At 70.5% G+C, this 12,831-nt stretch carries 15 protein-coding genes; 7 read left to right on the top strand and 8 right to left on the bottom strand.

Annotation, left to right across the window (positions count from 1 at the left end; all coding sequences use genetic code 11):
• Window positions 1–99: 99 nt before the first annotated feature.
• On the top strand, window positions 100–1,143 hold the full coding sequence (locus tag ACFW9O_RS19330; RefSeq protein ID WP_384610771.1) for a hypothetical protein: 1,044 nt from the start codon (window positions 100–102) through the stop codon (window positions 1,141–1,143).
• Window positions 1,144–1,209: 66 nt separating this feature from the next.
• Window positions 1,210–2,538, top strand: coding sequence for an MFS transporter (locus tag ACFW9O_RS19335; protein ID WP_384610773.1), 1,329 nt, complete (start codon window positions 1,210–1,212; stop codon window positions 2,536–2,538).
• Here the strand turns inward: ACFW9O_RS19335 and ACFW9O_RS19340 are convergent.
• From ACFW9O_RS19340 to ACFW9O_RS19355, 4 genes are all read right to left on the bottom strand, one after another.
• Window positions 2,500–3,345: a spermidine synthase gene (locus tag ACFW9O_RS19340; RefSeq protein ID WP_384610775.1), complete on the bottom strand. Its 846-nt coding sequence runs from the start codon at window positions 3,343–3,345 to the stop codon at window positions 2,500–2,502. The genes ACFW9O_RS19335 and ACFW9O_RS19340 overlap by 39 nt on opposite strands.
• 104 nt (window positions 3,346–3,449) lie before the next feature.
• Window positions 3,450–4,619: an elongation factor Tu gene (gene tuf, locus ACFW9O_RS19345; protein WP_384610776.1), complete on the bottom strand. Its 1,170-nt coding sequence runs from the start codon at window positions 4,617–4,619 to the stop codon at window positions 3,450–3,452.
• 333 nt (window positions 4,620–4,952) lie between these two features.
• A complete protein-coding gene (locus ACFW9O_RS19350) occupies window positions 4,953–5,669 on the bottom strand; it encodes a DNA alkylation repair protein (RefSeq protein WP_384610778.1) in 717 nt (238 codons plus the stop codon).
• Window positions 5,670–5,688: 19 nt separating this feature from the next.
• Window positions 5,689–6,036, bottom strand: a complete 348-nt coding sequence (locus ACFW9O_RS19355) for a hypothetical protein (RefSeq protein ID WP_384610779.1) — start codon at window positions 6,034–6,036, stop codon at window positions 5,689–5,691.
• A 326-nt stretch (window positions 6,037–6,362) separates the two neighbouring features.
• Here ACFW9O_RS19355 and ACFW9O_RS19360 point away from each other — a divergent pair, with 326 nt between their 5' ends.
• Both ACFW9O_RS19360 and ACFW9O_RS19365 read left to right on the top strand, forming a co-directional pair.
• Window positions 6,363–7,073 carry a TVP38/TMEM64 family protein gene (locus tag ACFW9O_RS19360; RefSeq protein ID WP_351168424.1) on the top strand — a complete coding sequence of 237 codons (711 nt, stop codon included), beginning with the start codon at window positions 6,363–6,365 and terminating at the stop codon, window positions 7,071–7,073.
• A 195-nt stretch (window positions 7,074–7,268) separates the two neighbouring features.
• Window positions 7,269–8,141, top strand: a complete 873-nt coding sequence (locus ACFW9O_RS19365; RefSeq protein WP_351168426.1) for an undecaprenyl-diphosphate phosphatase — start codon at window positions 7,269–7,271, stop codon at window positions 8,139–8,141.
• 75 nt (window positions 8,142–8,216) lie between these two features.
• Here ACFW9O_RS19365 and ACFW9O_RS19370 read toward each other — a convergent pair whose 3' ends face one another.
• The 3 genes from ACFW9O_RS19370 to ACFW9O_RS19380 form a co-directional block, all read right to left on the bottom strand.
• Window positions 8,217–8,984 carry an RNA ligase family protein gene (locus tag ACFW9O_RS19370; RefSeq protein ID WP_384610781.1) on the bottom strand — a complete coding sequence of 256 codons (768 nt, stop codon included), beginning with the start codon at window positions 8,982–8,984 and terminating at the stop codon, window positions 8,217–8,219.
• Between the two features lie 312 nt (window positions 8,985–9,296).
• Window positions 9,297–9,704: a hypothetical protein gene (locus tag ACFW9O_RS19375; protein ID WP_384610782.1), complete on the bottom strand. Its 408-nt coding sequence runs from the start codon at window positions 9,702–9,704 to the stop codon at window positions 9,297–9,299.
• A 134-nt stretch (window positions 9,705–9,838) separates the two neighbouring features.
• Complete coding sequence (locus tag ACFW9O_RS19380; RefSeq protein ID WP_384610784.1) at window positions 9,839–10,330, bottom strand: hypothetical protein; 492 nt, start codon at window positions 10,328–10,330, stop codon at window positions 9,839–9,841.
• A 174-nt stretch (window positions 10,331–10,504) separates the two neighbouring features.
• Between ACFW9O_RS19380 and ACFW9O_RS19385 the strand changes: the two genes are divergently transcribed.
• Window positions 10,505–10,675, top strand: a complete 171-nt coding sequence (locus ACFW9O_RS19385) for a hypothetical protein (protein ID WP_384610786.1) — start codon at window positions 10,505–10,507, stop codon at window positions 10,673–10,675.
• 15 nt (window positions 10,676–10,690) lie between these two features.
• On the opposite strand, the gene ACFW9O_RS19390 is transcribed toward ACFW9O_RS19385, so the two are convergent.
• Entirely contained in the window at window positions 10,691–11,059 is a 369-nt protein-coding gene (locus tag ACFW9O_RS19390) for a VOC family protein (RefSeq protein WP_384610787.1), read from the bottom strand.
• A gap of 135 nt (window positions 11,060–11,194) precedes the next feature.
• Here ACFW9O_RS19390 and ACFW9O_RS19395 point away from each other — a divergent pair, with 135 nt between their 5' ends.
• Both ACFW9O_RS19395 and ACFW9O_RS19400 read left to right on the top strand, forming a co-directional pair.
• Window positions 11,195–12,118, top strand: coding sequence for a phosphotransferase (locus ACFW9O_RS19395; RefSeq protein WP_384610789.1), 924 nt, complete (start codon window positions 11,195–11,197; stop codon window positions 12,116–12,118).
• 143 nt (window positions 12,119–12,261) lie between these two features.
• A complete protein-coding gene (locus ACFW9O_RS19400; RefSeq protein WP_384610791.1) occupies window positions 12,262–12,738 on the top strand; it encodes a nuclear transport factor 2 family protein in 477 nt (158 codons plus the stop codon).
• Window positions 12,739–12,831 lie beyond the last annotated feature (93 nt).

A 12,831-nucleotide genomic window follows, 5' to 3' on the forward strand; every position in this document is an offset into this window, starting at 1 on the left:
CTCATGAACGAGATGTTACTCATGAGTAGGAGGCTTTGGTCATCTCCTCACAGGGGCGGCCGTAGCAGTGGGCGCCCCACCCCTCTATGGTTACTGGCCATGTGGCCAGGACAGCAGCCGCCCGGGGGCGAGCAAAACCCGCAGGACCAGAATCAGAACCCGTACCAGCAGCCGGGGTACCAGCAGCCGAATCCCTATCAGCAGCCGGGATATCAGCAGCAGGGTTATCCGCAGGGCCAGCCCGGGCAGCAGCCGGGCTACCCGCAGCCGAACCCCTACCAGCAGCCCACGATGCCGCAGTACGCGGTGCCGGGGCCGCCCGGCGGTCCTCAGCCGGACGACAAGAAGAAGACGGCGATCGTCGCGATCGTCGCCGCCACCGCGGTCGTCGTGGCGGCTGTCGTCACCGGCGTCGTCGTCATGGGCAAGGACGACGACAAGGGCGGCAAGACCGTCGCCGACGACAAGAAGGCGTCGCCGTCCGCGAAGCCCTCCGACGCCACCTCCTCGCCCGCGGCCAACCCGCGGGGCGGTGAGGACGCGGCGCCGACGATCCCGGGCTGGAAGGTCGTCACGAACCCCAAGTGGGGCACGCAGTTCGACGTACCCGGCGACTGGGAGGTCTCGGGCGCCGGCGTGTTCTCCGGCTTCGAGAACGTCAAGAAGCCCGAGGGCCCGCCCGCCGTCGGCTTCTCCGCGCCTGCCTACTACAAGAGCAAGTGGTGCATCGACGACGCCGACAAGGACGGCACCAAGGAGGACACCGGCCTGGCCGGCGTCGGCACCAAGGGCGGTCAGGGCGCCAAGAGCACCGACGAGGCCGCCACCAACGAGGCCGCCAACTGGGTGTGGGCCGCCTACGCCCAGAAGGACCCGAAGGAGAAGGTCAAGATCGGCAAGCCCAAGCCGTACACGACCAAGTCCGGCCTCTCCGGCAGTGTGGTGACCGCCACCGCGACGGGGCTGGCCAACAAGGACAAGTGCGACACCGACGGCAAGTCGATCGCCTTCACCTTCAAGAACGCCAAGGCCGAGTACTCGTCCTGGATCCTCTACGCCAACGCGGGCGTGGACGACGAACTCCCGGACGCCACCATCCAGAAGATCCTCAGCACGGTCCGGCTCGCGGAGAGCACGTCCTGACCCTTCGCACCCTCGGAACGGCCGGCCCATTTGGCAGCGAGGGGCTGCGGCGGGGATAGTCCCCTGGTGACTTCCGCCGCCGTATCTCCGCCCCCCTCGCTCCGCTCCGTACGGACGGGCCGCAACTTCGGCCTGCTGACAGCCGCCGCGATCATCACGGGCCTGGGTACCCATGGCGCTCTGATCGCGGCGGCGTTCGCGGTTCTGGAGTCGGGCGGCGACGGCGGCGACGTCGGCCTGGTCGCCGCCGCGCGTACCGCGCCGCTGGTGCTCTTCCTGCTGATCGGCGGTGCGATCGCCGACCGGGTGCCGCGCCACCGGGTGATGGTCGCGGCGAACTCGCTCAACTGCGTCTCCCAGGCGGTGTTCGCCTGGCTGGTCCTGAGCGGCGACGCCCAGCTGTGGCACATGATGCTCCTGACCGCGCTGTGCGGCACCGGGCAGGCCTTCTTCAGTCCCGCTGCCGAGGGCATGCTGATGTCCAGCGTGAGCGGCGAACAGGCGAGCCGCGCCTTCGCCCTCTTCCGGATGTCCATGCACGGTGCGGCCATCGGCGGCGCGGCGCTCGGCGGCGCGATGATCGCCGCCATGGACCCCGGCTGGGTGCTGGCCGCCGACGCGGCGGCGTTCGCCGTGGCCGGTGCGCTGCGGGCCTTCCTCGACGTGAGCCACATCCCGAAGCGCGCCCCGGGCGGTGGACTGCTCGCCGATCTGCGTGACGGCTGGCAGGAGGTCGCGAGCCGCCCCTGGCTCTGGGCCATCGTGCTGCAGTTCTCCGTGGTCGTGGCCGTCATCGGCGCCGCCGAGGCGGTGTACGGACCTCTGGTGGCCCGGGACGAGCTCGGCGGTGCGCGCCCATGGGGGTTCGCGCTCGCCGCGTTCGGTGTCGGCACGCTGGGCGGGGCGTTGCTGATGATGCGCTGGAAGCCCAGACGGCTGCTGCTCGCCGGGACGCTCTGCGTGTTCCCGCTGGCGTTGCCCTCGGCGAGCCTCGCCGTGCCGCTGCCGGTGGCCGGGCTCTGCGGGGTGATGTTCGTGACGGGGGTGGCCATCGAGGTGTTCGGCGTCTCCTGGATGACGGCGCTTCATCAGGAGATCCCGGAGGAGAAGCTGTCCCGGGTCTCGGCGTACGACTGGTTCGGCTCTGTCGCGATGGTGCCGCTGGCCACGGCGGCGGCCGGTCCGGTGGAGACACTGGTGGGCCGCAGCGAGGCACTGTGGGGCTGCGCCGCGCTGATCGTGGTGGTGACGGCGGCGGTGCTCCTCGTCCCGGACGTACGGAACCTGACCCGGCGCAGCACGGTGAAGGCGGCCGGAGGCCCGGCGCCGGTGCCGCCCATGCAGGAGCGCCGGGTGTCAGCCGACGCTGAAGGCTCCGTCGGGGGGCTCGGGTGAGGCGACCGCGTCGGCGTCCCGTACGGGCTCGGCGCCGCCAACGAGCCGGGTGAGCGCCGCCCCGTAGGCGACCCGGGCGGGGAACGCGTCCGCGGCGCACAGCCTCGTCAGCGGCGCGATGTCGAGAGGACTCCGCGAGGCGACGAGCACGACGTTGCCGAAGCGCCGGCCTCGCAGTACGGCCGGCTCCGCGATCAGCGCGACCTCGTCGAAGACCTCGGCGAAGTTGGCGAGCTGCGGGCGCAGGAAGCCGAAGGGCGCGCTGTCCGCCAGGTTGGCCGCGTAGATGCCTCCCGCCCTCAGGACCCGCCCGGCGGCCCGCGCGTACTCGATGGACGTGAGGTGCGCCGGTACCCGTGCGCCGCCGAAGACGTCGGCGATCAGCAGGTCCGCGGAATCCTCCGGTGCCTGTTCCAGCCAGCCCCGGGCGTCGGTGCCGTGCACGGTGATCCCGGCCGCTTCGGGCAGCGGCAGATGCTCATGGACCAGCTCGATGAGTCCCCGGTCGGCCTCGGCCACGTCCTGCCGGGAGCCGGGGCGGGTCGCCGCGACGTAGCGGGGCAGCGTGAGCGCGCCGCCGCCGAGGTGCACGGCGTCCAGGGGCGCGCCGGGCTCGGCCGCGAGGTCCACGACATGGGCGAGCCGCTGCACGTACTCGAATTCGAGGTACTCCGGATCGTCGAGGTCGACGTACGACTGCGGGGCTCCGTCGACCGTGAGCAGCCACGCCCGGTCCCGGTCCACGTCGGGCAGCAGCCTGGCGGTGCCGAAGTCGGCGGCGCGGATGACGGGTATCGGCTCGTTCACACCCCCATTGTTCCCGGTTTCCCGGGCGGGCCGGACTGCCCGGGTCTGCGGGACATGCGGAACCCGCCCCCCGTGGAATGCGGGAGGCGGGTTCCCCGGTCGCCTCAGAGCAGGCCGGTGACCGTACCGGCGCCGACGGTCCTGCCGCCCTCGCGGATCGCGAAGCCGAGACCGGACTCCAGCGGGATGTCACGGCCGAGCTCGATGGTCATGTTGACCGTGTCGCCGGGCCGGGCCACGGCCGCTTCGCCGAGGTCGACGTCGCCGACCACGTCCGCCGTACGGATGTAGAACTGCGGCCGGTAGCCGGTGGTGACCGCAGTGGTGCGGCCTCCTTCCCGGGCCGACAGGACGTACACCTGCGCGGTGAAGCGCCGGCTCGGACTGACACTTCCGGGAGCCGCCACCACATGGCCGCGGCGGACGCGGTCGCGCTCCACCCCGCGCAGCAGCAACGCGACGTTGTCCCCGGCCTCCGCGGACTCCATCGGCTTGCCGAAGGTCTCCAGGCCGGTCACGACCGTCTCGATGTCCGCGCCGAGCACCGCCACCCGGTCCCCCACGCGCACCGTGCCGCGCTCCACGGCGCCGGTGACGACGGTGCCGCGGCCCGTGATGGTGAGCACGTTCTCCACGGACAGCAGGAACGGCGCGTCGATGTAGCGCACCGGCATCGGCACGTACGTGTCGATCGCGTCGAGCAGCCCCTCGATGGACGCCGTCCACCGCGGGTCCCCCTCCAGGGCCTTGAGGCCCGACACCCGTACGACGGGCACCGTGTCGCCGCCGTAACCGTGCGCGGAGAGCAGCTCACGGACCTCCAGCTCGACCAGGTCGGTCAGCTCGGGGTCACCCGCGTCGGCCTTGTTGAGGGCGACGACGATGTGGTCGACGCCGACCTGACGGGCCAGCAGGACGTGCTCCGCGGTCTGCGGCATGATCCCGTCGAGCGCGGAGACGACGAGGATCGCCCCGTCGAGCTGCGCCGCTCCGGTGACCATGTTCTTGATGTAGTCGGCGTGGCCGGGCATGTCGACGTGCGCGTAGTGCCGGGTGTCGGTCTCGTACTCGACGTGCGAGATGTTGATGGTGATGCCGCGCAGCGCCTCCTCGGGCGCCCGGTCGATCCGGTCGAACGGCACGAAGGTGCCGGTCCCCCGGTCGCTCAGCACCTTGGTGATGGCGGCGGTCAGCGTGGTCTTGCCATGGTCGACGTGGCCCATGGTGCCGATGTTCAGGTGCGGCTTGGTGCGCACGTATGCCGTCTTGGGCATGGCTCATTCCTTGGAATTCGAAGCTGAGAAGAGAAGACCCCAGGGCCCCGCCGACCCTCCCCTTACGGGGTCCGCCGGACTGTCGGGGGAGGGTCAGCTTCGGGCGCCGCCGATGGGCGCTGCCGCAGCGAGGAACGCTGCTTCGACTGCTGCTGCGGTTGCGGCCGCGGTGCTCACGGCAGCCTTCGGCGTGTCCGCGACTGCGGACTGCGCTGCGAGGAAGGCGTACCGGAACATGTCCCTGATCATGGCGGAGCGGCGCGGCGGCGTCGAATGGTTTTCGGGCGGGCCGGACGGGCCTTCCGCACAGGCGGGTTCAGCCGGCCGTGGACCTCACACGTTCCGGAGCGCCTCGCGGACGGACAGCGGTGACAGCCTGTCCCGGGCACCCTCGACGAAGTCGCGCACGGCATCCGGGTCGGTCTTCGCGTACTCGCGCAGACACCAGCCGATCGCCTTGCGGATGAAGAAGTCCGGGTGATCGGCCCGCGTCAGGCAGTAGCCGAACAGCCTTCCGGTGTCGGTCAGGTCCTTGTACCGCAGTTGGTGCAGCAGGGCCGTGCGGGCGATCCACATGTCGTCGTCCTCGATCCACCGGTCCATCGCCGTCGCAAGCACCGGATCCGCGGTCACGAGCGGGCCCGCGACATGCGCGGCGAGCAGGTCGACGGTGTCCCACCAGGCCCTGGTGGCGACGAGGTGGCGCAGGACCGGGAGGAACCCGGAGGAGCAGCGCGCCACATGGCGGCGCAGGTAGTCGACGGCGAAGTACTGGTACTCACGCTCCGGCAACTCCCAGCAGCGCAGGGCGATCGCCGTGCAGTCCGCCTCGTCGGGCCGCCCCGTACCGGCCAGCACGGTCCGGGAAAGGGCCCGCCGCTGCGGGGTGGCGATGCCGAGGAACGGGGCGATGTCCTTCATGTACGCGGCTGCCGACACCGCTCGTTCCGGGTCGGCGGCCCGGGGGTAGACAGCCGTGAGCCGCTCGAGCACGGTGTCGGCGAGCTCGCTGTCCGGCGCGGTGGGCGCGGCGTGCGCGGCGGGCCTCATGGGCTGCACATTACGGCGATCACACGTCTGTTTCGGTCCATCCCCCCGAATCACCGGGGACACGCCGGACGATGATCCAGTACTCGTCGTCCTCCTCCGAGACCGCGAACAGAAGGCGTCCGTCCGCCGACAGACTCAGGAACTCGGGCGAGCCCGTTTCTGCCGCGATGCGGGACGGAAGGGCTGCCCCGACGGCATCTCTCACCCGGACCCAGCCGACGGCAGCGCCGCCGCCCCCGGGTGGCAGGATGAAGAATTCACCGCCCCCCGGAGGCACGAGACGGCCCGTAGCCAGCTCCCGCCACTGAAGGTCGACTTCCTCGAGGGCGGCGGGCTGTGTCCGCGCGATGGATCCGGTCGGTTTCACGTCGACTCCCGCGACGGCACGAATGGCCGCTGCAGGGGAGGGCGCCGACCCGGGCACCGGCCCCTCAACGACTGTCAATCCGCACGCCTGCACGATGCTTCGCCCATCCCGAGCCTCACCGCTGTGCATCGACCATCACGTCCGACAACCGCGCCTCCCACACCGTCAGCCACGCCCACTCCCTCACGGCAGCCCCACGGGCACGGGCGAACCGGGCGGAGGCCGAGGACACCTGCCGCCTGAACAGATGCCCCGCACGGTCGGCCGGTGCATCGCGTCCGGACACATTACGGCGATCACACGCGGGTCTCGGTTAGTCTCCCCAGATGTTCGACCCCGTCCCCGCCGCCCGGCCTGCCGGCGGTCTCGCAGTGCGCTGTACGAGGGTGCTGCTCTCACCCTGGTCCCGGTTCTCCCTGCTCGTGGCCGTGCTGCTGGCTGCCGCCACCTCGATGCTGCTGTTCGAACCACAGCGGCTGCTCGCCTCCGGCTGGCCACCCCAGCTGACCGGTTCGGCCGCGGCCATGCTGTTCGGCGTCGCGTACGGCGTGTGCACCGTGGCGTTCGTACCGCGTCCACTCCTCAACCTCGCCGCCGGCGCGCTCTTCGGTGCGCAGACCGGCCTGGCGGCGGCTCTGGCGGGTACCGTGCTCGGCGCGGGTGTCTCCTTCATGCTGGGTCGGGTACTGGGACAGGACGCCCTCCGGACGCTCCTGCGCGGACGGTGGATGAAGGCCGCGGACGGCCTGCTGAGCCGGCACGGTTTCCGCTCCATGCTGGCGCTGCGGCTCTTCCCCGGAGTGCCGTTCGCCGCCGCCAACTACTGTGCGGCGACCTCCCGGATGGGGTACCCGCCGTTCCTGCTGGCCACCGGGCTCGGTTCGATCCCCAATACGGCGGCGTACGTCATCGCGGGCAGCGAGGCCTCCTCGCCGACCTCGCCCGCCTTCCTGGCGGCCATGGGTTTCATCGTTCTGTCGGGGGCGGGCGCGGCCCTGCTCGCCTGGCGCAAGCGTCACCGGCTGGGCGGTTCCTGAGCGGTGCACGGGCGGCGTAGCGGGGGCAGCCGGGAGTCCGTTCACGTACAGGCGATACGCTGCGCCCGACCGCAAGACGATCTCGGGGGCGCGACACGATGCCCTCTTTTTCCCTTTTGACCGCTTCCGCACGCTGTCGACGGCCTGAGTCTCCGTCGGACGTTGCATGATCACCTCCGGGATGGCCAAAGCCCCATGAGCTGGTTCGAATCATTCGTCCTGGGCCTCGTTCAGGGACTGACCGAGTTCCTGCCGATCTCCTCCAGCGCACACCTGCGGCTGACCGCCGCGTTCGCCGGCTGGCACGACCCGGGTGCGGCGTTCACCGCCATCACGCAGATCGGCACCGAGGCTGCGGTCCTCATCTACTTCCGCAAGGACATCGCCCGGATCGTCTCGGCCTGGTTCCGGTCACTGACCAACTCCTCGATGCGCGGTGACCACGACGCCCAGATGGGCTGGCTGGTGATCATCGGTTCGATTCCCATCGGTGTGCTCGGCGTGACCTTCAAGGACCAGATCGAGGGCCCCTTCCGCGACCTCCGCCTGATCGCGACGACGCTGATCGTCATGGGCATCGTCCTCGGCATCGCGGACCGCCTCGCGGCCCGTGACGAGACCGGCGGCAAGCACCGGGCGATCAAGGAGCGCAAGTCGCTGAAGGAACTGGGCGTCAGGGACGGCCTGATCTTCGGTTTCTGCCAGGCGATGGCCCTGATCCCGGGCGTCTCCCGCTCGGGCGCCACGATCAGCGGTGGGCTGCTCATGGGCTACACCCGTGAGGCAGCGGCCCGCTACTCCTTCCTTCTCGCCATTCCTGCGGTGCTGGCCTCGGGCGTGTTCGAGCTCAAGGACGCGGGCGAGGGACACGTCTCCTGGGGGCCGACGATCTTCGCGACGATCATCGCGTTCGTGGTCGGCTACGCGGTCATCGCGTGGTTCATGAAGTTCATCACGACCAAGAGCTTCATGCCGTTCGTCATCTACCGCGTGCTTCTGGGCATCCTCCTGTTCGTCCTGATCGGCGCGGGTGTCCTGAGCCCGCACGCCGGTGAGTCCGCGGGCTGAGAAGCATTCGAGGCTCTCGGAGGTTCGGCTCCCGGCTGATCGTTACTGTCGTCAGCGCAGCCGGGGCGTGACGGGTCAGCCACTACGGGCCGTCCGGGTACGGCGCTTGAGGGTCCGCGCGTAGTCCTCGAACCGCGCCTTCGCGATCACCGAACGGTCGGTGGTACGAAGCACCACACCTTCCGCACGGCCGGCCGCCCGGCCGTCCAGCGCCACCCGGGTCCGCGGCCAACTGGCGTCGAGCCAAGCGCTCATCCCGTCGACACCGGTCGGCAGGCTTCCCGGCGCGATGACGTCGAGGCGGGGGGTGAGCGCGATGCCCTCCACGCCGGCGGCGACGGTCAGGGCCTCCTCGGTGAGGAAGGATTGTCCGCCCCCCTCGCGCCATGCGGATATGCGCTCGACCGGCCGGTCCAAGACCTCCGGCGGCACCGTCGCCACGTCGAACAACCGGTACCCGACCTGCCCGGTCCCGGTGTACTGCTTCGCCGCAGCACCCACCTTCGCTCCGTACACCTCCAGGTAGAAGACGTTGATGCCGTCCCTCGCCGAGAGGCCTTCGGCGACTGTGCGCAGCGCCCCCACGATCCCCAGGGCCGGGTTGGTCACCCGGTCGCCCCGGGCGGCAAGAAGCTCCTCGCGGCTGCCGATGAGCCAGTCACCGCCCGGAAGTTGGATGATGCGAGCGTTCGTGCCGTCGATCTTCTCGGTGAGCACCACATCGCCGACGAACGGGGTGGCGTCCTCGGTGAGAGCGCCACGCTCACCGAGCACGTGATAGGTCGGGATGGACGGGTATTTGGTTGCCGAGTTCAGGGCGGCAAGATCGATGCTGTCGCTCATGCGGTACTCCTTGGGGGCGGTCAGGTCGTCTTCATCCGGGTGCTGCGCCGGCCGAGCGTGCGGGCTTTGATCTGCTCTTCTCCGGGGTGCTCCCAGGTGCGCCGCCCGACGGACATCTTCCACCGCTGGACGTGGGACCGCTCGTCAATTTCGCGCGACGAGGTTCTTGACGGGGCGGCCACGGTAGGTGCGCGGACTGTCCGCCGCATGCGACGTTCGTGACACCCTCACGCTGGACCGGAGACCGCCACCAAGAGGTCGCAGCGAAGCCCCGGACCGTAGCGGTCCGGGGCTTCGCCGTGCGGTGAGGAGTCAGGCCGGGCACGTGCCGCCTGCGGCCTGGTATTCGGTGGTGCCGGCCGGGAGTCCTGCTTCTGCTGACCCGGCCGCCCCGACCACGTAGCGCCCGTTGGCGAGGCGCCGGTCGTACTCGTCCCCGCCGGTCGTGCATTCGATGCCGACGACGTAGACGGCCTCTTCGGTGAGTTCGGCCTTCACTGCGTCGAAGACGGCGCGGAGCTGGTCGTCGCTGTCGACCTGGACGAGGACGTTCCTGACGGCGCCCACCTGTTCCCGTTCGGTGATCTTGTAGGCGACCGCAGCGGCCTTGTTCCCGCCCTGGACCCCGCCGCTGCCCGTGTTGCTGCTGCCGTCGCCGCAACCGTTCAGAGCGAGGATGGCGGCGAGGGTGATGAGGACGGTACCGACTGTGGCTCTCATCCGACTCATCATCCGTGCCACCTGCCGAAGCATCCCCCAATTTCTGTATGTTGATGGATTTCGGTCATGGAAGGGTCCATACCTGACTCGCCTGGTTCACCTGTGGGCGCTTTTGCGTCGAGGCCACCTCTGCGTCAAGCGGTGTGCTTGTGCATCACATCGAGGTAGTGCCGATCACGGTGCGGCACCTGGTTGTCCCGACCCGGCAGACTGAAGACCGCGCAGACCTCGGCGGGACGGGTGATGAGGCTTGACTGCCGGCCGAAGGTGAGCGTGCTGTTGACCTCATGCCGGCAGTCCGCGTCGTCGAGGGCGGCGATCAGGTCCTCGCGGAGGACGGTGGCTTCGAAGGACTCGGAATCAGGCAGGACCAGCGGCGGAAGGCCGGCGGTCGAGCCGGGCCACAGGTCGATCCACAGGCCGCTCACGGCCCGCTGGGTGATGACCAGTCGCAGCCCGTGCCAGGAGTACGGGTAGCCGTCGGTATCGGGTCCCAGCAGGATGTGGGCAGGGTGCGGGCGCCCGGGGCCGAGAAGGTCTTCCGCCTCGTCCAGGGACATTCCGCAGCTCAGGGGACCGATCCGGCCGGTGCGGGAGAAGTCGACAAGTACGTCCATCAAGGTCACGACAGGGACTGTGACACTCCCCCGGGCCGAATCGCACGTCGATTTCGGGGCGGCCCCGTGGCCGACGCCGCCCCGCGGGCCGGGGCAGGAGTCGGCGACACCACAAAACCCAGGTCAGCGGCGACCGGTGACCCGTCGATGCCCTGAATCCCTGGCCGCCCGTACAATCTGCACATGCCCACTCCGCCCTCCGAGCCGACGCCTGTCCGCTCACTCGCCGAGCTGAACGCGGAGATCCGCGCGCTCGTCGACGGCGGCCTGGTGTCCCCGGAGTCCCGCCGGGAGTACGAACGACTGCTGGTCGAGTGGGGGGCCTCGGTGCAGGGCGGCGTCGAGGCGGCCTGACTGTCGGTGCGGGCGTCAGGAGCTTCGCTCCGGCGGCTGGTGCAGCCCGAAGGGGGAACCCTGGTCGTCGTGGCAGAGCTGGAAGCGGCCGAACCGGGCGACCGACCCTTCGTCGCTTCCCAGGTCGATGTCGTCGGCCTGCCCGCCGAGTTCGCGGACGCGTGCCACCGCGGACGTCATGTCGTCGACGGCGAAGAACAGGTACGGACTCGCGCCCGCGTCCCCGCCGTGCAGCCCGCCGGGGACATTGGGCGTACCGATCGCGAACCCGCCGCCGTCGGCCGGGCCGGGCTCGAAGGTCCAGCCGAACAGCCCGCCGTAGAACGTCCGCGCCTGCTCGGGGTCGCCCGCACCCAGTTCGAAGAAGGAGACCTCACCGGCCATCGCGGGTACCTGCCGTCCGCTCGGAGACTTTCCGTCCACGCTACGGCCGGCCGCGGCCCGTGGCATTCCGCCGTGCCGCCCTGCCGCCGGAAAACCGAGTTGCCATCTGTTCTCCCCCTCCATACGGTGCGCCGCATGCTGCCTGAAGTGAACACGGCCGAGGAGTGGGACGCGGTCGTACCGGACGAGGCCGTGATGCGTCCCGGCGCGAAGGACCTCTGTGCCCGGCTAGGGCTCGCCGGAGCCCCCCTGACCCGCTTCCCGGAGGGCTCCCAGCCCGTGTACGCGGTCGGGGACGAGCATGTGCTCAAGCTGTTCCCGGGGGCGGCCGCCGAGGACGGCATCGCCGAGGGGCGGGTACTGACCCATGTGCAGCGGCGGCTCCCCGTCCCTACGCCCGAGGTGCGCGGCTTCGGAGCCTACGAGAACGGCTGGCAGTACGTCCTGATGTCCCGGCTGCCCGGTGAAGGCCTCGCCGACGCCTGGGACCGCATGCCGCGGGCGGACCACGAGCGGATCGTGAGTGAGGCCGGTGAGACGCTCGCCGCCCTGCACGCACTCGACACCGAGCCGCTCGCGGATGTGCTCGGCCCCGGCGACTGGAGTGCGTTCGTGTCCCGGCAGCGTGCGGGCGCGGTCGTGCGGCAGCGGAAGCGAGGGCTGGGGGAAGCCTGGTCGGAACAGATCCCCGGCTTCCTGGACCGGGTGCGGCCTCCGGCCGTCCCCCGACCCGCTCTCCTGCACACGGAGTTCATGCGCGAGCACCTGCTCGTGGACGCGGGCGGCCGCCGGCTCACCGGGCTGTTCGACTTCGAGCCTGCCATGATCGGCGATCCTGCCTACGACTTCGTGGCCGTCGGACTCTTCGTGACGCGTGGGGACCCGCAGTTGATGGGACGGCTACTGAAGGCGTACGGCCGGACCTTCGAACCGTCGGAACTCCTGGCGTACACGCTGCTGCACGTGTACAGCAACCTCCCCTGGTATCTCCGGGAACTGCCGGCTCCCGCGGACGGCACGCTGGACTCGCTCGCGGACATGTGGTTCGGCGCGCTGTGACGTGAGCCGCGCCCTCAGCCGCCCGGTACACCTCCGCACCTGACCGCACGCGGAGCTCCAGGATCTTCGCCGCCGGGGCACGGTCCGGCCACGGCCGGTGCCGGACCCTTGGCCTGCCGCTCCCGCAGGCGGAGACTTGCGCGATGACACAGCGCGTGGCTCTCGCGACGGTGATGGACCGGCTCTCCATCGATGCAGTGATCACTGACTACGCGGTCGCGGTGGACGACGGCACCTGGGACGACTACATCGCGTTGTTCACCGGGGACGGGCGCGCCGACTACCGGGGTGCCGGAGGGATCGAGGGCACGGCGGCAGAGGTCGCGCAGTGGCTCGCCCGGACTCTGCGCGCCTCCCCCGTCCGCCAGCACCTGATCGTCAACCGACGGCTCGATCTCCAGGATCTTGGCGGCTACTCCGGTGACCTGGCGCGGGTGCGGGCGGACTATCTGAACCCGATGGGCCCGGAAGCCGAACCCGGGAAACACGGGCCGGCACCTGCCCTCGTCTCCGGCGGCAGGTTCGCCTTCGATCTGCTGCGTACGGAGACGGGCTGGCGGATCCGCACCGTCGAGGCCCACGAGCTGTGGCGGTGCGCGCCCGGGACCCCCATCGGCTGAACCCCGTCCGGCGCCCGCGACACCGGCTGAACCCCCCGTCCGGCGCCTGCGACACCGGCGGAGCCCCCACCCGGCGCCGGAGTCACCGTGTGG

It is taken from the genome of Streptomyces sp. NPDC059499 (assembly GCF_042749285.1).
GTDB lineage: Bacteria > Actinomycetota > Actinomycetes > Streptomycetales > Streptomycetaceae > Streptomyces.

Coding starts and splice junctions, on each gene's coding strand:
- ACFW9O_RS19330 (WP_384610771.1), top strand. CDS start 100: ATGTGGCCAGGACAGCAGCCGCCCGGGGGCGAGCAAAACCCGCAGGAC.
- tuf (WP_384610776.1), bottom strand. CDS start 4,619: ATGCCCAAGACGGCATACGTGCGCACCAAGCCGCACCTGAACATCGGC.
- ACFW9O_RS19350 (WP_384610778.1), bottom strand. CDS start 5,669: ATGAGGCCCGCCGCGCACGCCGCGCCCACCGCGCCGGACAGCGAGCTC.
- ACFW9O_RS19360 (WP_351168424.1), top strand. CDS start 6,363: ATGTTCGACCCCGTCCCCGCCGCCCGGCCTGCCGGCGGTCTCGCAGTG.
- ACFW9O_RS19365 (WP_351168426.1), top strand. CDS start 7,269: ATGAGCTGGTTCGAATCATTCGTCCTGGGCCTCGTTCAGGGACTGACC.
- ACFW9O_RS19370 (WP_384610781.1), bottom strand. CDS start 8,984: ATGAGCGACAGCATCGATCTTGCCGCCCTGAACTCGGCAACCAAATAC.
- ACFW9O_RS19375 (WP_384610782.1), bottom strand. CDS start 9,704: ATGAGAGCCACAGTCGGTACCGTCCTCATCACCCTCGCCGCCATCCTC.
- ACFW9O_RS19385 (WP_384610786.1), top strand. CDS start 10,505: ATGCCCACTCCGCCCTCCGAGCCGACGCCTGTCCGCTCACTCGCCGAG.
- ACFW9O_RS19390 (WP_384610787.1), bottom strand. CDS start 11,059: ATGGCCGGTGAGGTCTCCTTCTTCGAACTGGGTGCGGGCGACCCCGAG.
- ACFW9O_RS19395 (WP_384610789.1), top strand. CDS start 11,195: ATGCTGCCTGAAGTGAACACGGCCGAGGAGTGGGACGCGGTCGTACCG.
- ACFW9O_RS19400 (WP_384610791.1), top strand. CDS start 12,262: ATGACACAGCGCGTGGCTCTCGCGACGGTGATGGACCGGCTCTCCATC.